This is a genomic window from Bradyrhizobium sp., assembly GCF_035570375.1.
Classification (GTDB): Bacteria; Pseudomonadota; Alphaproteobacteria; order Rhizobiales; family Xanthobacteraceae; genus Bradyrhizobium.
The window spans coordinates 24,669-45,306 of sequence record NZ_DATMLW010000225.1 but is presented as its reverse complement, the minus strand read 5'-3'; the positions used below and the strand labels follow the sequence as shown (position 1 = coordinate 45,306).

Genomic DNA, 20,638 nt, shown 5'->3' with positions numbered 1-20,638 from the left:
CTGCAGACGTTGGGAGTGAATTGTTTGTTTACAATGGTCGCGGCGTCGGTCGGGGGAGAAGCAATGCAGCAATTCAAGCGCGTTCTGGCCCTGGCTGTCTTGATCGTCACGCTCAGTGGCAGCGTCTTGTTGGCACAGCAACCGCCGTCGGCGATTTCCGGCGCGCAAAAATTGATGGCGGTGCCCGCCTCCAAATATCCCGGCCGCGTGTTCGTCCTGCCCGCAACGCTCGAAACCACCCAATGGGGATGGTTCGACAACGCCGAGTTGCCGCGCCTGGTGATCGACTCCGGCGACACCGTCGTCGTTGAAACCATGTCGCACTCCCACGGCCGGCTCTGGCCCGGCGCCACGATCGAGGAATTGAAGAAACTGCGCACGGATTGGCCGGGTCGCGGCCCCATGTCGCTGACGGGACCGATCTTCGTCAACGGCGCCGAGCCGGGCGACATCTTGCGGATAAAAATTCAGAAAATAGTTCCGCGCTCCTGGGCCGCAAACTTCAACATTCCCGGCATGTTCGGCGAATTTCCGAAAGATTTCCCCGAAGGACAGGTGAAGTATTTCTACCTCGATGCCGATCGCAAGGTCGCCGAATTCGCGCCGGGTATTGAGATCCCGCTGAGGCCGTTTCCGGGAACGCTCGGCGTGGCTCGCGCGGAGCCCGGGCGCTACAACGCCGTTCCGCCAGGACCCTTTGCCGGCAACCTCGACAACCGCGACCTCGTCGAGGGCACGACATTGCACGTGCCCGTGTTCGTCCGCGGCGCGCTGGTGTGGACCGGGGATTCGCACGCGGCCCAGGGAAACGGCGAAATCAACCTCACGGCCCTGGAGACTGCTTTCCAGGAGATCGTGCTGACCATCACGGTCGACAAGACGACCAGACTGCAATGGCCACGGATCGAGACTCCGAGCGAATGGATCACGATGGGATTCGATGAGGACCTCACCAAGGCGCTTGCAAACGCGAGATCCGAGACGGCCAAACTGCTTGCCGAGCAACGCAACGTCTCTGCCGAACAGGCGGCCGCGCTTGTTTCGAAGACGTCCGATTGCCGCGTGACGCAGGTCGTGGACATCAAGAAGGGCGTCCACTGCATCAACTCGAAAGACCAGGGCAAAACGCTCGCCGCGCAATTGCCGACCGCCGAGACGGCGGAATATCTGGTGACCTACGCCGCCAACGGCGACATGAACAAGGCGATGGACACGGCCTCATGGAACATGATCGAGCTTCTGCAAAAGCAGAAGTCGCTGTCCCGCCTTGACGCCTATTCGCTCGCCAGCATGACGATGGATTGCCGGGTCGGCGAGATGGATGCGCCGGAAAAGGGCGTGCATTGCGTCGTGCCCAAGAGCCTGTGGGTCAAGCGCTAGGGCACCACGCGCCCCTCGACGGCAATGTGCAGATCGCCGGTGGCATAGCGAACCTCTAAACGGCATGGATACGGCGACACGTCGCGGCTCCCAACCTCACGAACTCAGGCATTTCGGTGATCAGCCCCGTCGATTGCGACAGCCAGCTTGTCCGTCTCGTCCCGCTGGCTTGTAGCCCGCCGTCTCTGGAACAGCGTGGCGGGATGCTGCTGCTGCTTCGTGGGCCGCGCCGCAGAAGGCGATCGACCGAGCCTTGTTTGCAGGTCTGCGAGATCGATAAATTCGTCAGCCTGGCGACGGAGTTCATCCGCTACCATCGGCGGTACGCTCATGATCGACGAAACGATCGTGATCTTGGTTCCCCGGCGCTGCAGTGCCGCCACTAGCGAGCGGAAGTTGCCATCACCCGAGAAGAGCACGATCTCGTCCACGTGCTCGGCAATATCCAGCGCGCCAACCGTAAGCTCGACCTCGATGTTGCCCTTGATCTTGCGTCGTCCGGTATCGTCGGTGAACTCTTTGGTTGGCTTGGTAACCACCGTATAACCATTGTAATCAAGCCAATCGACCAGCGGCCGAACGGAGCAATATTCCTGATCTTCCATGATGGTCGCGTAGTAGAACGCCCGAAGCAGCGTTCCGCGGCCCTCGAATGCTTCGAGAAGTCTTTTGAAGTCGATTTCGAAGCCGAGGGCCCGCGCCGTCGAATGAAGTTTGGCCCCGTCGATGAATAGCGCGATCTTGCCTCTTCGATTTTGCATAATGTCCTCCGAAACGAATCCTCGCCAAGCGGCAGCTGTTGAGAACGTTTCGACCTGGGCGTCCACCGAGATTCTATTTCGGCTCCCAGCAGGTCGCCGGCTCTTCGATTGATGAAGTGCAGCCTGGCGCAGGCTGCGCACTTGATAACTTCATGTTCGTTGTCCGGAACATCCTCGTCGTCGTCCAGCCCATGCTGGACGTTCCAGCATGCGTTCGGACATTTGAAAACGAATGCCGCCATCAACGCTTCATTGCAGTTCGTGATCGTCACCTCGGCCATGTTAACCCGATCTACGATTTCCGAATGTAGAGAAGAACGAGATTTTCCAAGAATGGATATCGTTTTCGGTAAATGGGGTGACCCTCTGGCAGAGCCAAGGCCTTTTTGGCTTTTCAGAAGTTTGCCTCTCGTGGTGGCAATGCCACGGGGCGCAGGACTGTAGTTTGCCTTGCTGCAACCCCGAAGCGGTAGACACAATGATTGTCCGCTTTAGTATTGATCCAACTTCGGTGAGCGCGTTCCCGCGCGGTTGGCGCTCCCGGCTTTTGACCTGCCTGGAGCGAAGGGCCCAGGGCGATGAATATCCACGCAATGTCCTCGTCCCCTGCGCTGTCGACAGTGCACTGCTCCGATCCCGAAGAATTCAGTGGCATGCTGCCCGACGTCGATCGTCGGATTCTGCCGCTTGTCACAGATTTGAGTTTCTTCCAGGCCGAACTGCGACTCGGGCAGCTTCGCCTTGCGATTATAAAACGACCACCCTGCATCTCGATGGTATATCTTGCGAAAACCCGGATCGGGATCGTGCTGCCGCTGAACGACTCGCCCGGCCTGAAACTGAATGGCCTGCCGCTCGATCGGCCAGCATTGGTGAACCATGGATCGTCGATACCCCTCCAAATTTTCCAACCGGGTGAACTGACCATCGCGGCAATCATTTTCCCCACAGACCACTGCGACCGTGGATGGCCCGAACGAAATCGGGCTGCCAGGGTTGACGAGATAAGACCCGCCGCTTTCGAGCAACTGCGGCTGATGATAGCCGACGTCGTGCATCTCGCATCGTGCTCTCCGCTTCAGTTGTCACGGCAAAACCTGGTGTCTGGCTTGCAGCAGAGCCTGCTCGGGGGCTTCGATCATGCGTTCCTGAGCGCGCCCGGGGAGATCTCGGCTGCCTTGGCCATCCGCAAATATGTGCGGATATGTCGTTTGGTCGACGAGTTCCTGAGCGATGCCGCTGCGGACATACGAAGCAGCGCCGACATCGCGGCAGCGGCTGGTGTTAGCATCCGAACGCTGCATAACGCCATGACTGCGGTGAAGGGCATCAGCCTGCAGAAATTCATGATGCTCAACCGGCTTTGGTCCGTGCGCACTGCGCTCCTTCGTGCAGGTCCTGAGGATTTGATAAAGACGATCGCGCTGGACCACGGTTTTTGGCACCTTGGGCGCTTCTCGCGGACGTACCGTACATTCTTCGGTGAGTCACCCTCGGATACGGCACGCCGCTCCGCCCACGGCTGAGCGCAGCAAGCGGGAAGGGCGCCTACGAACGTGTAAACCGGGCCACCAGGCGCGGGTTGTCGTTACGGCATCACCGGCGGATGATATTCGAGCGTGTAAGCCAGAGCCCACAGCAGGAACAGCACGACCGGCAGATGCACCAGTAGTTGCAGGAAGGTGAATCCCACGACGTCGCGAGCGCGCAAGCCGAGCACGCCGAGCAGCGGCAGCATCCAGAACGGATTGATGAGATTGGGCAGCGCTTCGGCGGCGTTATAGACCTGCACGGCCCAGCCGAGATGCACCTTGAGATCGTTGGCTGCCTGCATCACGTAGGGCGCCTCTAGCAGCCACTTGCCGCCGCCGGAAGGAATGAAGAATCCGAGGATTGCGGAATAGATGCCGATCACCAGCGGAAACAGGTGCTGGGTCGACATATTGACGAAGGCATGAGTGATCTGATCGGAAACGGTGACCCCTGCGCCGTTTTTCGCCTGGGTCAGGATGGCGGCGATGGCGCCGTAGAACGGGAACTGGATCAGCACGCCCGAGGTCGCAGGTACCGCCTTGATGACTGCCGTAAGAAAACGCTTCGGCCGCCAATGCAGCAGCAGGCCGAGCATGATGAACATGAAATTATAGGTGTTGAGATTGGAAATCGCGATCATCCATTCCTGGCGGGCAAATTCGTTGATGACCCAGCCAAGCGCGAGCAATACGAGCAGGACGGTCAGAACGGGAGAATGCTCGAGCCATTCTCCCGGTTGTTTCGGCGGCGCCACCTGGATCGAGTCTTCGCGCGAGGCTTCGATCCCCATCGCTTCGGCGGTGACCGCGGTATTGGGACCGGGGGCCGACCAGACCGCGATGACCACCGAAATCACAAGCAGCACCGCCGTAATCACGATGGATTGCCACAGGAAAATCGTCTCGGAGAACGGGATCACGCCGGTGATGGACAACAGCGGTTTCGGCAGGCTTGCCGAGTTTGCTTGCAGCTGCGCAGCCGACGACGACAGCCCCATGGCCCAGGTCGCTCCAAGGCCGAGATAGGCCGCCGCCGCCGCGGCACGGTAATCCATGCGCAATTCGCGCCGCGCCGCCAGCGCTACCACCAGGAGGCCGCCGAGAATGAGGCTGAGCCCCCAGTTGAGCAGGGAGGCCAGGATGCTGACGATGGCGACAAGCCCCACCGCGCCCGTGCCGGTCGTCGGCAAATCAGCGAGCCAGCGGATGAGCCGCTGTGCGGGGGCGGACGTGGCGACGACATAACCTCCGATGGCCACGAAGGCCATCTGCATGGTGAAGGTGATCAAGCTCCAAAAGCCGTTGCCAAACGCCACGCTGACGGCTGTAGGCGAAGCCCCGTTGATCAGTGCAGCGAGCGAAACCACCACCACCGCGATGGCGACAAAGATAAAGGCATCGGGAAACCAGCGCTCCGCCCAGGCCGTGAAGCCGATGGCCATCCGGACCATCAGGCCTTCCTGATGTACCGGGCTGGGGGAGGATGCAACGGTGCTCGTCGTGGCCATTTCAGTCCTCCCCGGGCTTTCCGCCAAGGCTTTCAAGGCTTCCGCCACCTGGCTGGTTGGCTCATGTTGATCTGCATCAGGATGGTTTTGTTGATCCAGATCAACAGTAAAACTGTCGCGCCTATGCGGCACTGCAATCGCGCCCCTGGATCGTTGGACCCGTGCTGCCGCAGGCGCGAGGCGAACGCTTCGGACGACATGGCCCCGCAAGTCTCGAGCAGACCGCAAATGGCGATTGAGCTAGATCAACCAACCCCGTAGCGACGTATGCGAAGCTTTTAACTCGCCTGGATGTCTCCACCGATCACGAAGGAGTCTGATAATGGGCGACTACAGGAAAGCAGTCGCATATGCATTATCGGGAGCCCTGGTAGCGAGCCAGATCGAGTGTGCCGCTGCGACGCCGCTCCCGACCAATGTCGCGACGATGAAGTCGATGGTAGCCAATCTCGAAACGCCGGTATATTGGCGCGGAAGTCGGGACTTGGGTTGGGGTCTCGGAGCGGGCTTGTTCGCGGGCGCCGTGGTCGGCGGAGCCATCGCCAGAGGTGCGTATGGCTACTATGGCGTGCCGTACTATTATGGATATCCATACCCACCCTACAGCTACGACTATTCGTACAGCTATTCCTATTCGCCCGCCTATTACGGATGCACTACGTACTGCGGATACCATCCTCGCTATTATAACTACTGGTGAGGGCTTCAACTGCAAGGGCGCCGGATCGAAAGCGCTCAACTATTCATTGATTCGATAAGGAGGTGACAATGGCAAGCAACGCGCACTTCTATATCAACTGGGCCAAAGAACGTTTGGACGAGATGGATGCCATCCTGGCCTCGTTCGAGGGAAGAACCGCGCAGATGGCAGCCGATTCGAAGACGGCCGCGGACAATATGGTCGTCGATCTGCGAGCCAAGCGCGACGGTTTTCTGAATGAGATGAAGAAGCAAGGCGAGGCCGGTGAAGCTGCATGGCAGCAGACGAAGGCCAGGATGGAATCCCAGTGGAATAACTTCCAAGGTGAGGTCAAGAACTATGTCGAACGTTACGGCGCGCAAATGAAACAGCAACGGACGGCATTCGAGGATGTGGCCGCGGCGCAGATGAAGGCCTGGCGCGAATCGGCGGAGAAATTTCAGACCTTTTCCGCGGAATTGGCCGCCAATCAACGTGGGCAGATCGATACGGCGGTCCAGAAGATGAAGGCGGACGCAACCGCCGCCGAGGAAAATCTCAAGAAGCTCGCCAAGGCGGGTTCAGAATCCTGGACGGTTCTGAGTGCTGGCCTCGCCGAATCTCGCGCCGCATTCGATCGCGCCAACCAGGCGGCGTGGGAAGCCTTCAAGCGCGCCAGTTCGACCACATGAGACGGAGGTAGCACTCCCAACGCCGCTGCAACCAGTTGCGGCGGCGTTGTCTTGCTTGATCTGCCTCAAGTTGAACTTTCGATCCTCGATGGTTGCGAGGCGTCCCGACCTGAAAGGCGAATTTGCTGCGGTCACCTTGCGAGATTTCGGGACCCCGGGTCTTACGATCCAAAGTCTCACAATCCAAAGTATCACTATCCCAAAGTCTTGCGATCCCCAATTCTCGCACCGCCTCAAGTCTCGCCATGCCCAAATCTCGCGCTCAAGTCCGGCGATCCTCAAAGCGGGTCGAAAGTCCGGTCTGCAACGGCAATCAGTCTCAACGCGTGGGAGGATGAAAGATGCGGCAATTCATTCAAAAAACATCTCTTGGTTCGTTTTTGTGGCTGGCGCTTACGGTGGCGGGCAACGTTCATGCGCAAACGGCGGCCGCAGACAAGGTGGGCGAGCGCCTGGAAAGCGCCGTGCAGAAACTTCGAGCGGCCTGCAGCGATGATCTCGCCAAATATTGCAGCTCGGTGACACCGGGCGAGGGCCGATTGCTTTATTGCATGATTGCGCATGAGGACAAAATCAGCACCAAGTGCGATTACGCCTTGTACAGCGCAGCTCGCAATCTCGACCGGGCGATCGACTTCGTCGAAGAGGCCGCGGAGGCGTGTTGGACCGATATCCAGAAACTTTGCGCCGATGTTCCGGAAGGGGGCGGCCACGTCGCTCAATGCCTGATGAGCAAAAAATCAACGACGAGCGCGGATTGCCAGAAGATATTGGAAAAGATTCCGACGACAAAATAGCGGCTTGAGGACCGCAGGCGAGCTGGGAACTTGAGCGGCCGACACCGCGCAAGGATACCTTCGCGCCTCGCCGCTTCGAAGACCTTTCGTAATGGCGCGCGTTGTTCACAACAACGAGGCTCATCCAAATTGCGCTTTTGCAGGCGGCATGGTTTTGTGGATCGCCACGAAAGGCGAGACTCGTTTGGCGAGCAGGACGATACACGCGGTCGGGGGAATTGCGGTGCGCAATGGCGCACGGCCGAGGGTGGCCGTCGTTCAGCGCAGCAAGGATAAGCTGTGGGTGCTGCCGCGCGGCAAGCTCAAACGGGACGAGCGGCCGGTCACCGGCGCGCGACGCGAGGTGGTGGAAGAAACCGGGTTCCGGGTGCAGGTAGGCGAGTTTCTGGGTGTCATGACCTACCAAGCGCGTGGGCGGGCAAAAATCGTGCAGTTCTGGCTAATGCGCGCGGAATCCCGACCGACTTACCAGCTGATGAAAGACATTGCCGCCGTCGAATGGCTGCCGCTGGGAGCGGCGGTCAAGCGCCTCAGCCATCCGCTCGAAAAAATTTTCCTGACCAACGTCGGGCGTCATGCCGTTCTTCAAGAGAGACGGCCCCAAACGCGGAAAGTGAAGTCGGCTGCGAGCAAGGCACGACTGCGACGAAAGCGCCCGACGCGGCGGACGCGTGTGTAAGCCAGCGCTGCCTCGATAGCCTGATGCCCGCGACCTTCAATCGTTTAAAGCATGATCCGGAAAAGTGGAAACCGGTTTTCCCTCGCGACAAACGCGGAACCGCGTTTGCGCGGAGATCATGCTCAAATAAAGAGGTGGGATCATGCTGCGATTGCACTCAATCGCATCATGATCTAACCGCGGCAAGCGCGACTTTCCCGATAGCTTTCTCAGAGCGGCGGTTCCGCTGCTGGCGCTTCCAGCGGTGCCGCAATCAAGCGGTCAGGCGATTTCCAGAAGGGTTTGGCGCTGTCGAAGCGCCCATAGGCCTTTCGCGCCCGGTCGCGCAATTTCTGGACCTGCGCCTGCTGATCACCGATGATCAGTCCCGCGGCAAATGCGCGGTGGCGGCTTTGCTCCTCCGACAAGCCTTTCGCGCGATTGGTGATGATGTCCGAAAACAGGGCCTTGTGCGTGACGATGTCGTTCATCCGGCCAAGCGAATTCTGCAATTGCATCAAGGCGGACTTGATCTTCTTGCTGTGTTTTGCCGACTTCTTGCCGCCGTAAACGCTGGAGAAGAAGTTCACCGCGTAGCGGGCTTTTTTCACCTGGATGCGGAGCCTGTGCAGCTGCTCCGCGTTCAGCTCGCCGATCCTTCTTCCCCGCCGTCTGATCTGCTTGCGGCGATGCGAGAGCTGTTCGGCCGCATAGGCATCGATCGGCATTTCGCGGTAGGCGCGTTTCAAGGGGTCGTCCGAGACCGTCCAGGGGCCTGCCTCGACCCATTCGGTGGTATCAAGGACAAGCGAACGAAATCGAGCTGACCGAACGGCCTCCTGCGCATGCCGATAGCTCTTCAAGCGCTTGCGCGTGAACATGTTGCTGATGCTGGTAAATCCCGGCTCGTTCGCATGCTGCTGCCGCAGAGGCTTGATGACTTCCGAGAGCAGTGTGTCCAGATCCCGTGCCGGGCCCAATGCCTGTGCAAGCCATTTCAATTCGGTCTTGATCGCCTCCAGTCGATCGTCGCTCGTCACCGCGGAAAACAACGAAATGGCGGCGCGCAGCCGGCGCAGGGCGACCCGCATCTGGTGCAGCGCAATCTCGTCGCGGTCGAGCATGGCGGATACGTTCGCAACGAGATGGCGCAAACACGCGCGCCCGATCAGCGCGAAAGCGCGTCCGGCACTCGTTCCCGGAACCAACTCCGGATCGTACCCCGTTTCGGCGCCCAAGGCGGTCTTGTCGGCCAGATCATAGCCGCGCTCGGGTTTGCTTTTGAATTCGAGTTGAGCAGGTACGATGTCGAGAATGTCACGCGCGATCCTGAAAAGGTCGGACGGATGGCCTTGCCTGAGTTCAAGCTCGATTTCCGAAACCGGTTGCGAAGAGTCGGGCGCCAGGATTTGTCCTTCGTCGATCGTCAACATGATGTCGGCGCCGTTGCCGTTGAGGTGATAGGCCGTGCGCTCGATCCGCGTCTCAAAAACCGGTTTCAGCTCCCTGCCCACCTCGTCGGTGAGAATTTGGCCGAGAGCGGTGTCCTTCACACCGGAGATATCCGGTTGATCAGCCTCAATCGTCTGTTCCCATTCCGACCGCTCGAACAGGCCGACGCCCGCGTCGGCTGACTTGATGGTCTGCACACGCTTTTCGCCATCATGTCGCACCCGCAAGGTCAATCCGTGATCGCGCAGGAACCGATCCTTGGAATCGAAATAAATGGAATCCAGCGTTTCGCGGGTCGGGTCGTGAAGGGAATCTGCAAAACGCGGACTTTTGAGGACAGCATTGATATCTTCGGGTGCGACCCAAAGCTTAAGCTCAACCTCCGTTGGCGTATCGACCATACTGATGAAGAGTGTTGCTTGGCAGGTTTAGTGGACCAGGAACGGTCGTCATAAAAATATCACATAAAACGGGCGACGCCAGACGCCTTAGCTGCGGCACATCATTCTTTTATCGCTTGACTTTATTCAGCTGACTTGCGGCCCGGAAATTGCGTATCCAGCGACGAACCGAGGACTGTTCTAGGAGCCAGATGTCCTGCCGCGCGGCAGGTTTCGCCGCGCCGCCTGGCGTTCAGGAGATTTTCAAGCAGTTTCAAAGTTTTGTCGACGTGCTTCGCCGATGAGAGCACCGCACTCGGTCGGCTAAAGCTTCTGCTCGCAATTTTTCAAAAAATTCAAAGCGCGATGGATTGAAGTCGAAAATCCGTCGCGCCGTAGCCTATTGTTTGCGCATCAGCTACCTGTGCGCGTGCGTAGCGGTTCTTCGCTTCCCGGTCATCTCGTTTGAAAATCCGCCTGCTTTTTCAATGGGCAGAACGCCTGCCCATTTTTCATTTTTGAAGCAGGCGTTCAAATCAGGCGATGTCGAAGCGATCCAGGTTCATCACCTTGGACCACGCCGCCACGAAGTCGTTGACAAACTTCTCCTTCGAGTCCGCGCAGGCATAGACTTCCGCCAGCGCCCGGAGCTGGGAGTGCGAACCGAAGATCAGGTCGACGCGCGTGCCGGTCCACTTGATCTCATTCGTCTTCCGGTCACGCCCTTCGAACGCGTCTTCCGACCCCGCCGCGGGTTGCCACTGCGTGCTCATGTCGAGCAGGTTGACGAAGAAGTCGTTTGTCAGCATCTCCGGTTTCTTGGTGAAGGCGCCGTGGGCAGACCGCCTGGCATTTGCGCCGAGCACGCGCAGGCCGCCGACGAGAACCGTCATCTCTGGTGCCGTCAGATTCAACAGTTGCGCCCGATCGACCAAAAGCTCCTCGGCGGACAGGCGCTGCTTGTCGCGCAAATAGTTGCGGAATCCGTCAGCCGCAGGCTCGAGCGGTCCGAAGGACTCGACGTCGGTTTGCTCCTGCGACGCATCCATGCGGCCCGGCGTGAAGGGGACCCTCACGTCGTGCCCGGCGGCTTTCGCCGCCTTCTCGATTGCCGCACCGCCGCCGAGAACGATCAGGTCGGCGAGCGAGACCTTCTTGCCGCCGGACTGCGACTTGTTGAAATCCTTCTGGATCGTCTCAAGAGTCCGCAACACCTCGGCCAGCTGAGCCGGCTGGTTGACGTCCCAATCCTTTTGTGGCGCGAGCCGAATCCGCGCCCCATTTGCCCCGCCGCGCTTGTCGGAGCCGCGGAATGTCGAGGCCGAAGCCCACGCGGTCGAGACCAGTTGGGAAATGGTCAGGCCCGAGCCGAGGATCTTCGCTTTCAGCGTAGCGATGTCGGCGTCACCGATCAGCGGATGATCCACGGCGGGAACCGGATCCTGCCACTTCAGTTCCTCCTTCGGAACGAGCGGACCGAGGTAACGCGCAATCGGACCCATGTCGCGGTGCGTCAGCTTGAACCACGCGCGCGCGAAGGCGTCGGCGAACTGATCGGGATGCTGGTAAAAGCGCCTTGAGATCTTTTCATATGCCGGATCGAGCCGCAGCGACAGGTCCGTGGTCAGCATGGTCGGAACGTGCCGCTTCGACGGGTCGAAAGCGTCCGGGATCGTGGCAGCGCCACCCTTTGCCTTCCACTGTTGCGCGCCTGCCGGGCTCTTGCTCAGCTCCCATTCGTTGTTGAACAGGTTCTCGAAAAAGTGGTTGCTCCACTTCGTCGGCGTCTGCGTCCAGGTGACTTCCGGTCCCCCGGTGATCGCATCCTTCCCCTTGCCGGTTGCGAATTTGCTCTTCCAGCCGAGGCCCTGCTCCTCGATGCCGGCGCCTTCCGGTTCCGCGCCCACCAGCGTCGCATCGCCCGCGCCGTGGGTCTTGCCGAAGGTGTGACCGCCGGCGATCAGCGCGACGGTCTCTTCGTCGTTCATCGCCATGCGCTTGAACGTCTCGCGGATATCGCGAGCCGCAGCGACCGGATCCGGCTTGCCGTTCGGCCCTTCCGGGTTGACGTAAATCAGGCCCATTTGCACGGCGCCGAGAGGCCCCTGAAGTTCGCGGTCGCCGCTGTAGCGTTCGTCTGCCAGCCATGTCCCTTCAGGACCCCAGTTCAACTCTTCCGGCTCCCAGACATCCGCGCGCCCGCCGCCGAATCCGAAGGTCTTGAAGCCCATCGACTCCAGCGCAACGTTGCCGGCGAGAACCATCAGGTCGGCCCAGGAGATCTTGCGGCCGTATTTCTGCTTGATCGGCCAGAGCAGACGCCGCGCCTTGTCGAGGTTGGCGTTATCCGGCCAGCTGTTGAGAGGTGCGAAGCGTTGCTGGCCCGCCCCCGCGCCGCCGCGGCCGTCGCCAATGCGGTAGGTGCCTGCGGCATGCCAGGCCATGCGAATGAACAGTCCTCCATAATGGCCAAAATCGGCTGGCCACCACTCCTGCGAATCCGTCATCAAGGCGTTGAGGTCCTTGATCACGGCATTGAGGTCGAGGCTTTTGAATTCCTTGGCGTAGTCGAATGCCGCGCCCATCGGATCGGACAGATTCGAGTGCTGGTGTAGCACCCCCAAGTTTAGTTGATTGGGCCACCAGTCACGGTTCGTAGGTGCGCGTTTCCCGCCCGATACCGGGCATTTTGTTTTGTCGTCCATGATCATCTCCTCTGGTGGATTGGGGAGTTCCGCCCAGTCCGGGGTGCGCAATTTACGTAGCACATTTCATCAGGTAAAATTGACTTTAATGATTGCTGCGATAGGAAAATCTGATGATCAACGTCACGCTTCGCCAGCTTCGCTATTTCGATGCGCTGGCACGCCACGGCCATTTCGGGCGCGCGGCGGAGGCTTGCTCGATTTCACAGCCGGCCCTGTCGATGCAGATCAAGGAAATGGAAGAAGCTCTCGGCGGCATGCTGCTGGAGCGAAGCGCCCGACAGGTCGCACTCACGAGATTCGGGGAAGAGCTTGTGGAACGCGTCCGCGATATCCTGCGCTCGGTCGAAGAACTTGGAGACTTCGCACGCGCCGCCCACGCCCGCTTCGTGGGCCGCCTGCACATCGGCATGATCCCGACGGTCGCGCCCTATCTGCTGCCCAAGGTGATCGGAAATCTCTCGCGCACCTATCCCGAACTCGACATCCAGGTGCGAGAAGCGTTGACTCCAAGGCTGATCCAGGAACTCGCCGAAGGCCGGCTGGATACCGCCATTCTCGCATTGCCGGTGTCAGAACCTTCGTTGACCGAGGTTGCGTTGTTCTCGGAGAATTTCCTGCTGGTCCGGCCGCGCGAAGACGAGCGAACGCCGGTGCCCAGCAGCGAGATGCTGCGCGAAATGCGGCTCTTGTTGCTGGAAGAAGGGCACTGCTTCCGCGACCAGGCCCTGTCCTTCTGCAAGAAGCAATCGTCGGCGCCACGGGAAATGCTGGACGCCAACTCGCTCTCCACGCTCGTTCAGATGGTCAGCGCCGGCATCGGCGTCACCCTGATCCCTGAAATGGCGGTTGCGGTGGAGACCCGCTCGGCTTCCGTGTCCGTCGCGCGCTTCAAAAATCCGCAGCCGTCACGGACCATCGGGATGGTCTGGCGCAAAACCAGTCCTCTGGCAAGGCAACTGCTGCAGATCTCTGAAGTGGTGTGTCAATCAGCCGGCAAGGCGCGCGGGCGATCACGTCCCAACGGCGCTCCCTCGCCCACGAGGTGATCGAACAAGCGGAAAACTGCCCTGCTTTCGCCTTGAAGCTGCCTCGCATCGACACGTCCGCGACGTCAGATATTTCGCGAGAAAACAGTTCTTCGCGCGGCGACCGGTAGAGCATTCCGTTGCCGCCGGCCCCCAGATTGCAATCCTCTTCGACCCCGATTTGACACGGCTTTTCGCGCCGTTCTCTACTCATCGAGAGACTGAACCATTTTTCGGGGGATCTCGATGCGTTTGGAAATTTGCGATGACCTCGCTTCCGCGAAAGCGCGCACTCATGCAAGATGCGGCATTTCCATTCTTGCTGTTTCAACCGGCGTCTGGATGCTGGGCGCACCAGGCGCGCGCGCGGATGACAGCGCGGCACTTCAAAGGCTGGAAGTGCAGGTCCAGCGCCTGGAAGCCCGCCACGAGAGCGAGATCAAGGCGCTGCAGGCCGAGATCCGGCGATTGCGCCGGCAAAAGGGGGAAACGGAAAAGCCGGGAACGGTGACCGCGACGCGCTCGCCCCCGGCCGATCAGCCGCGATCCTCCACCGCGCCGTCAGGCGTTCCGAGCCCGGCATTGCCGGCCAAGGTCCTCATGACCTACGACCGCGGCTATCATTTCGGCTTTTCGGATGCGACCGGCGACAACACCGTCGAACTCTTTGGCCGCCTCCAGCTAGACGCCGGGGGATACACCAATTACCAGCCGGCACCGGCGACGCTTGATCGCAAGGGTCTTTCGGATGGGCTTGATTTGCGCCGGGCGCGCCTCGGCGTCATCGGAACGTTCATGACCGATTGGCACTACGCCTTTGTGTACGATTTCGGCAACTCTTCGGACAGCAGCAATGCCAACAACGCGCTCGCGAGCGCGAACTCAGGCACCAGTCCGACGACGAGCAACACCTTCCTGTCGGGGGTCGAGAATGCGTTCCTGACCTACAATGGCTTTTACAAACACGACAACCTGTTTCCAACGGCATTTGATTTCGGCATCATGGACGTGCCGTGGACGCTCGAAGAAGCGACGAGCTCGAACGACCTGATGTTTTTGGAGCGCTCTACCGCACAGGTGATCGCAACCAGCTTTGGCGGCGGCGACTTCCGCTCGGCGATCGACGTGCGCTCCAACAACGACCGCTACTGGCTCGGTGCATTCCTGACCGGCCCCAATTCGGGCGCCCTGCACACGGCTGGCGCCTCGTGCAACACCGGCACGGTCGCGGTAACGCCGGGAACACCCTGCGTCACCAGTGCCCAAATGACCGGGCTCGGCCCGCAACTGGCATTCCTTGCGCGCGGCGCCTATCAGCTCGTGCAGGAGCAGGACGCAACCTTCCATGTCGGGTTCAACTACGCCAATCTGTTCGCGCCGCGTGTCGGCCCTAACCTGGCCGCCGTCCTGCTTGCTGATCGCCCCGAGCTTCGGGTGGATCCGACCTCTTTCCTCGCCACCGGCAATATTCCAGCAAGCGGCGGGCAGGTTTACGGCGTCGAAGTCGCAGGCTCGTACAAGAACCTCTTCGCACAAGGCGAGTACTACCACTATGTCGTTGACACGCGTGCGGGCGTACCGACAGTGCCGGGCAATTTGCAGGGCGGCATTCCGGGTCCCGCGCTCAATTTCGATGGCGGTTACGCCCAGGCAAGCTACAGCATCGGTGGTACCAGGCATTATGACCCGACCCGCGGCGCCTATACCGGCGTCATTCCGGAAACGCCGATGATGCCGGGGAGCTCCGGCTGGGGCGCGCTCGAACTCGCCACGCGCTACACCTTCGTCAACCTCAACAGCCCTTATCTGACGACGGCGACGCTCGGTCCCGCATTTTCCGCGCCGGGTGTCTTCACCGGCGGCACCACAACTTACGGCGGCGGCAAGGAGACCAGCTACGGCATCGGTCTCAACTGGTATCCCAACTACAACATGAAGTTCATGCTCGATTACGAACACGTGGTGGTCGACAATCCGCAATTTTTCGGCGGGGCGAATTATCGCGGTGCCACGATCGATTGGATCGCGGCGCGGTCACAGATCGTGTTCTGACGCGTGTGTCGGGCTTGCCGCCTAGACGTTATCAGTGCGCCGAAGGCAGATGCGGAAGGGGCGGGAGCCAGCTCCCGCCCTTTGCGATCATGCCATCGCTGGCAACTCACTTGCTCAGGAATGCCTTGGCTTCCCCGGTCTCCTGCCGCTCGGTATCTGCGTTTTGCGCCAGTGTTACTACCTTGCCGTAATAGTCGGCCGCTTTCTGGCGATCGCCAGCCGCATTCGCGGCGCGCGCCATGCCAAGCAGCGCGCGATAGCGATTGGGGGTCTGATGAAGCGCCGCCTCGTACTCTGCCTGCGCCGCCGCCGGCTGGCCCATCTCAAGCAGCAGTTCCGCCAAAAGTTCGCGAAGCGGATAAAGACGATTCTCCATGGCCACATGCTTGATGCTGCCATCCTCACCATCGGCGGCCGCGCGCATCAACTTCTCGGCTTGGTCGCGGGCGCCCTCCTTAAGAGCGATCCATGCCGAGATCGCCTGGATCTGCTCGTCTGACCGGTCTGCCCAATAGGACTGGTCGGCCTTTGCGAGGGCAGCGCGCAGCGTCTTGATGGCTTCGACCTCGGCCCTTGCGCCCTCAAGATTGCCAGTCCGTGCCATTCCGATACCGCGCGCGAAATGGGTAAGGGCGTCGGCCTGGGGGTATTGGCTCGGCTTGAGCGGAAGCGCAGCCGCGCCATTCCAGTCGGCACGTTCCAGCACATAGCGAGCCGGCATGGCGTTCTTGGCCGTGAAGTTTGCGAAATTGATTGGTCGGTCGCCGCGATCGGCGGTGCCGAGCGATTTTTCGGTCAGCGCTTTTGCCTTTGCATCCTGGGCGAGTTGCAGGTGCGCATAAACCGCGAAGTCGGCCGCATGATAATAATCGGGCTGGATTTCCAGGGACGAAGTGTTCGATGCGATCGATTCCTCCCACAGTCCGACCATGGAGTAAATGTGCGAAGGCATGTGTCGGGCGTGGGGAACCGCCGGAGCAATGACCGCATAACGTCTCGCCGCGGGAATGCCTTGTTGCGCCAGCGGTGCAAAGTCATAGGCGTGAATGAGGAAATGCGTGACGCCGGGATGTTGCGGATTCTGGTCGTACAGTTTCTCCAGAATTGCCGCCGATTTGAGCTGCCTGGCGTAGGTAGTGTCCTCGCGCAGCGCCGATGCCTGCAAGGTGAGTGCATAAAACACCTGGGCCTCATAGTCGTCGGGATAACGTTGCGCAAGACTCTCCATGGCGTCGTTATAGGTGGCCAACCTGACGTTGACGGGGGTCTTGGCGTAGTCCCGGTAGTAGGCGCTCAACGCTTCGATCCAGTCGTGCTCGCGCTGCGTGGTTTTGATCGCGCGCCCTTTTTCCAGTGCCGCCCAGGCCGCCTGGGCATCCGCCGGGGTCGGAGTGGTGGCCAGCGTGTTGCCAAGGAAATCCGCCGCTATTCCCCAATAGGCAATTGCGCAGTTCGGATCCTTCTGCAGTACATCCTCGAATGTACGGCGCGCGATCAGGAACCAATAAGAATGGATCATCGCGACGCCGCGTTCGAACTGTGCCTGCACGGCCGGATCGCATGAGGTCGGAAAGCTCAGCTTGCCCAGCCGGTCATCTTGCTGGCCGTACGCATTGCCGCTCATAACGACTGTCATGAGACCGGCTGTCAGTATCGATCGCATCGCCTTCATGCGTTCCTCCCATCCGCGAAAGGTGCACAGCTCTATCCGCGGCGTGACCACCACGTTCAGTCGTCCTTGGGATCAAAGCGAAAAGAACTCACCAGTGACATTTTTCGCGCCCTGAAATCGAACTCGGCATGTCCAAAAGGAAGCTCTTCGAGGTTACCTCATCAGGTATTTGGACGGAAGAACCGATGGGAAAGCGCGGCGCAAAGTCGCCCCTGTCATTATGACAGGCTGGCTTACCTGCTGCAGGCGCCAGTGCCGTTCCTGGCAGCAGGGCCGTCGGTCGCAGAACTATCGGCGTTGTCCCGACGCGCTCAGCGCCATTTCGTGCGCTCGCGCACGCCGGCAAGCGCGGAGCGCGCGCCGGCGACGATTCCGGAGGTGTCGAGCGCGGCGAGCTTGCCGCCGCGCTTGAGGATGCGGCCGTCGACCACGACCGTGTCGACGTTTTCGGGACCCGTCGCTTCGAGCACGAGATGAGCCGGATCGGTCACGACAGCCATGTTGAGCGCATCGGGGCTGATTGCGATCAGATCGGCGCGCTTGCCCGGTTTGAGCGATCCGATTTGATTGTCCATCCCCATCGAACGTGCGCCCTCGATGGTGCCGAGCTCAAGCGCCTTGCGCGCCGTCATCCTGAACTCGCTTTCCACCCTGGCGTTTTCCGAATCGCGCGCAAGCTTGAGCACGCCGAACAGGTTTGAGCTTCCGGTCAGCGCCGAGGTATCGATCGAGACACCGAGCGGAATGCCCTTCGCCAGCATCTCGCTGATCTGCGGATAGCCGTAGCCGATGCGAAGCTCGGAGCCGGGCGACACCGATACCGACGAGCCGGTCTCCTTGATCATGTCGAGTTCGGCGGGGTTTGCCGACAGCGCGTGAATGAGCTGGACGTCCTTGCCCATCAGATTTGCCTTGTAGAGCAGACCGATCTGGTTCACCGCCTTGCGGGCGCTCGCAACATGAAGCGTGATTGGCAAACCGAGCTTGCGGGCGTTGTCGAACTCCGGTTGATAGACCTCCGGTTTGATCGGGCCGGCACGGAACTGCCCGCGCCATCCCATGCCGAGCGTAATCAGGCCGTCGTTGGACCAGCTCTTCCAGTTCCTGGCGAGGCTCTCGATTGGCGCCTGATCCGCCGACTGGGTGTCGGGCAAGCCTTGTGCCCAGCCGCAGGAGTGGCGGGCACGGATGCCGACCTCGGCAAGCGCACGAATATCGGCCTCGGCATGCGCCGTGCTGCGCGCGTTGTGAAACCAGGAATGCACGAAGGTCATTCCGGAATTGATCGCTTCCGCCGCCGCGAGCCGCGTGCTCTGAAAGATATCGTCCGGGCCCATCTGCTGGCCGAAGCGCGCCACCGTCGGGAAATAGCCTTCCTCCGGCTTGTCGCCCGCAAAGCTGCGGAACAGCGTGTTCCACATGTGCCAATGAGTCTCGACGAGGCCGGGCATCACGATCATGCCGACGCCGTCGATCTTTTCGCCGCCCCCGATCACGTCCTTGCCGACGGCGACGATTTCGCCATTGCGCACGTGTACGGTGCCGCCCGCGATATCCCCGAGTGCGCCGTCCATCGTCATCACGTAAGCATTGGCGATGGTGAACTCGCCGCGCGACGGGAGTCTTGATGGGAGTCCTGGCGAGCCGGCGTTGTCGCGCGCGGCCTGCGCCTTTAGCGGCGACGAAAACAGCCCGCTTGCGCCGGCAGCACCGAGCGCGGCGGCGCCGCCGATAAAATCACGCCTGCAGATCTCGCACATCGAACCCCTCCCTGTAAGCGTCGGCTTTTGCCGATTATCAAGCCGCGGACTTCTCCGCTTGAGGCTACCTTATATCAGCCGGATCGCCCCGGGCAGCGGCTCGATCCTGGCGACGTCATTTCCGCAGAGCTGCACCGCCATGCCCGCCTGCCTGGACAAGGCTTGATCGCGTTCGACCCGGACGATCGCGCGTCAGGCCGATTTTATGAGGGCATAGATTTCGCGTTCGAACTGCCGGTAGAGATGCAGCGCGCGGTAGTCCGCAAACGGTAACACCTGGGTCATGAACACAGCCGCGACGCGCTTGCCGGGATCGATCCAGTAATAAGTGTTGAAGAGGCCGCCCCAGGTCAGGCTGCCGGCACCGCGGCCATGGGCGATGGGCTGCATGTTGATCATGTGACCAAAACCCCATTTGAGGCCGACGCCGGGACAGAGATCGACGTCATTGGAGAGTGCGGGGGCCGTCGTCTTCAGGACGCCGACATCGACCTTGCCGATCTGGTTCTGACCCATGAGCGCGACAGTCTCGGGACGCAGGATCCGCGTGCCATCCAGCGTACCTCCCCGCAACAAGCTGCGGATGAGAGCCAAGTAATCCGGGCCGGTCGAATAGATTCCACCCCCGCCCGAAAAGCTTTGCTTCGTCGATCGCGGCTCCATCGGTTGTGCCGCAAGCGATCCGTCGCCCTTGCGCCGATGTACGCTCGCTTCTCTCTCCTGCTGGCGCGGCGAGATGACGAAGGTCGTATCCTTCATTCCCAGTGGATCGAAGATGTGCTTGCGAAAATAGACGTCAAGCGACTCGCCGCTGACAAATTCCACGATGCGGCCGACCCAATCGATGCTGGTGCCATATTGCCAGCGTTCACCGGGGTCGAACATCAGCGGGTTGCGCGTGATCAGGGTCTTTTGCCCCGGGGTGAATTGCTTGATCGAGGTGGCATACTGGACAGCCTTGGCATCCCACAGCCGGTAGGTGAAACCGGCGGTGTGGGTCAAAAGCTGGCGCAACGTGATCGGCCGCGTTGCCGGTCGCAACAACGGCAATCCCTTGGTGTCAAATCCCTCGAGCACTTGGGGCGCGCCGACCGCTGGGTCGATCTCGGGTACCGGTGCATCCAGCGAAAGCCTGTTCTGTTCGACGAGTTGCAGCGCAGCGACCGACGTCATCAGCTTGACCATCGAGGCGACGCGAAACACCGTATCGCGCGTCATGGTAGGTCCGTCATGGAGCCGACGCCGGCCGAAGCTGCCTTCATAGATCGTGCCGTCGTCGGTCGTGGCCAATGCCACGACACCGGGCACTTCTGCCGCACGTGTCGCAGCTAGAAGCATCGAATCGATGCGGGAAACCGTCGTGCGGTCGATGGGGGCGGGCACCCTGTCGTGCGCGAACGCCGCGCGCAGGTTCACCGCGCCGGCTGCCGTCAGGCTCACGGCTGTCTTCACCACATCGCGGCGGCTGGGGCGATAGATCATGCTTAGAGGACCACTTGGATGCGATCAGATTCGAGGGCTGCTCACAATATCAAAGCAACCAGGCTGCTCAGATTACCATGCGGGCCCAATCTTTGGCCCA

At 60.5% G+C, this 20,638-nt stretch carries 15 protein-coding genes; 8 read left to right on the top strand and 7 right to left on the bottom strand.

The window, feature by feature from the left end:
- Window positions 1-63: 63 nt before the first annotated feature.
- Window positions 64-1,380 carry an acetamidase/formamidase family protein gene (locus VNX23_RS24575; RefSeq protein ID WP_325634162.1) on the top strand — a complete coding sequence of 439 codons (1,317 nt, stop codon included), beginning with the start codon at window positions 64-66 and terminating at the stop codon, window positions 1,378-1,380.
- Between the two features lie 104 nt (window positions 1,381-1,484).
- Here the strand turns inward: VNX23_RS24575 and VNX23_RS24570 are convergent, their stop codons facing one another.
- Window positions 1,485-2,141, bottom strand: a complete 657-nt coding sequence (locus tag VNX23_RS24570) for an NYN domain-containing protein (RefSeq protein WP_325634192.1) — start codon at window positions 2,139-2,141, stop codon at window positions 1,485-1,487.
- Between the two features lie 578 nt (window positions 2,142-2,719).
- On the opposite strand from VNX23_RS24570, the gene VNX23_RS24565 reads away from it, so the two are divergent.
- A complete protein-coding gene (locus VNX23_RS24565; RefSeq protein ID WP_325634161.1) occupies window positions 2,720-3,667 on the top strand; it encodes a helix-turn-helix domain-containing protein in 948 nt (315 codons plus the stop codon).
- A gap of 62 nt (window positions 3,668-3,729) precedes the next feature.
- On the opposite strand, the gene VNX23_RS24560 is transcribed toward VNX23_RS24565, so the two are convergent.
- On the bottom strand, window positions 3,730-5,181 hold the full coding sequence (locus tag VNX23_RS24560; RefSeq protein WP_325634160.1) for a short-chain fatty acid transporter: 1,452 nt from the start codon (window positions 5,179-5,181) through the stop codon (window positions 3,730-3,732).
- A 322-nt stretch (window positions 5,182-5,503) separates the two neighbouring features.
- On the opposite strand from VNX23_RS24560, the gene VNX23_RS24555 reads away from it, so the two are divergent.
- From VNX23_RS24555 to VNX23_RS24540, 4 genes are all read left to right on the top strand, one after another.
- Window positions 5,504-5,881 carry a hypothetical protein gene (locus tag VNX23_RS24555; protein ID WP_325634159.1) on the top strand — a complete coding sequence of 126 codons (378 nt, stop codon included), beginning with the start codon at window positions 5,504-5,506 and terminating at the stop codon, window positions 5,879-5,881.
- Window positions 5,882-5,949: 68 nt separating this feature from the next.
- Window positions 5,950-6,552: a hypothetical protein gene (locus VNX23_RS24550; RefSeq protein WP_325634158.1), complete on the top strand. Its 603-nt coding sequence runs from the start codon at window positions 5,950-5,952 to the stop codon at window positions 6,550-6,552.
- A 341-nt stretch (window positions 6,553-6,893) separates the two neighbouring features.
- On the top strand, window positions 6,894-7,349 hold the full coding sequence (locus tag VNX23_RS24545) for a cysteine rich repeat-containing protein (RefSeq protein WP_325634157.1): 456 nt from the start codon (window positions 6,894-6,896) through the stop codon (window positions 7,347-7,349).
- A gap of 148 nt (window positions 7,350-7,497) precedes the next feature.
- Entirely contained in the window at window positions 7,498-8,028 is a 531-nt protein-coding gene (locus VNX23_RS24540; RefSeq protein ID WP_325634156.1) for an NUDIX hydrolase, read from the top strand.
- A 209-nt stretch (window positions 8,029-8,237) separates the two neighbouring features.
- On the opposite strand, the gene VNX23_RS24535 is transcribed toward VNX23_RS24540, so the two are convergent.
- Together VNX23_RS24535 and katG are read right to left on the bottom strand one after the other, a co-directional pair.
- Window positions 8,238-9,860: a CYTH and CHAD domain-containing protein gene (locus VNX23_RS24535; protein ID WP_325634155.1), complete on the bottom strand. Its 1,623-nt coding sequence runs from the start codon at window positions 9,858-9,860 to the stop codon at window positions 8,238-8,240.
- 515 nt (window positions 9,861-10,375) lie between these two features.
- Window positions 10,376-12,544 carry a catalase/peroxidase HPI gene (gene katG, locus VNX23_RS24530; RefSeq protein WP_325634154.1) on the bottom strand — a complete coding sequence of 723 codons (2,169 nt, stop codon included), beginning with the start codon at window positions 12,542-12,544 and terminating at the stop codon, window positions 10,376-10,378.
- Window positions 12,545-12,657: 113 nt separating this feature from the next.
- On the opposite strand from katG, the gene VNX23_RS24525 reads away from it, so the two are divergent.
- Both VNX23_RS24525 and VNX23_RS24520 read left to right on the top strand, forming a co-directional pair.
- Window positions 12,658-13,593 carry a LysR substrate-binding domain-containing protein gene (locus VNX23_RS24525; protein ID WP_325634153.1) on the top strand — a complete coding sequence of 312 codons (936 nt, stop codon included), beginning with the start codon at window positions 12,658-12,660 and terminating at the stop codon, window positions 13,591-13,593.
- Between the two features lie 321 nt (window positions 13,594-13,914).
- Window positions 13,915-15,624 (top strand): porin, encoded by a 1,710-nt coding sequence (locus VNX23_RS24520; protein ID WP_325634152.1) that lies wholly within the window; start codon window positions 13,915-13,917, stop codon window positions 15,622-15,624.
- Window positions 15,625-15,730: 106 nt separating this feature from the next.
- Here VNX23_RS24520 and VNX23_RS24515 read toward each other — a convergent pair whose 3' ends face one another.
- The 3 genes from VNX23_RS24515 to VNX23_RS24505 all read right to left on the bottom strand — a co-directional run bounded on the left by VNX23_RS24515 (window position 15,731) and on the right by VNX23_RS24505 (window position 20,538).
- The gene (locus tag VNX23_RS24515; protein ID WP_325634151.1) at window positions 15,731-17,296 is read right to left on the bottom strand and encodes a hypothetical protein; all 1,566 of its coding nucleotides are present in this window, start codon (window positions 17,294-17,296) and stop codon (window positions 15,731-15,733) included.
- Between the two features lie 311 nt (window positions 17,297-17,607).
- The gene (locus tag VNX23_RS24510) at window positions 17,608-19,056 is read right to left on the bottom strand and encodes an amidohydrolase family protein (RefSeq protein ID WP_325634150.1); all 1,449 of its coding nucleotides are present in this window, start codon (window positions 19,054-19,056) and stop codon (window positions 17,608-17,610) included.
- 192 nt (window positions 19,057-19,248) lie between these two features.
- Window positions 19,249-20,538 carry a serine hydrolase domain-containing protein gene (locus tag VNX23_RS24505; RefSeq protein ID WP_325634149.1) on the bottom strand — a complete coding sequence of 430 codons (1,290 nt, stop codon included), beginning with the start codon at window positions 20,536-20,538 and terminating at the stop codon, window positions 19,249-19,251.
- Window positions 20,539-20,638 lie beyond the last annotated feature (100 nt).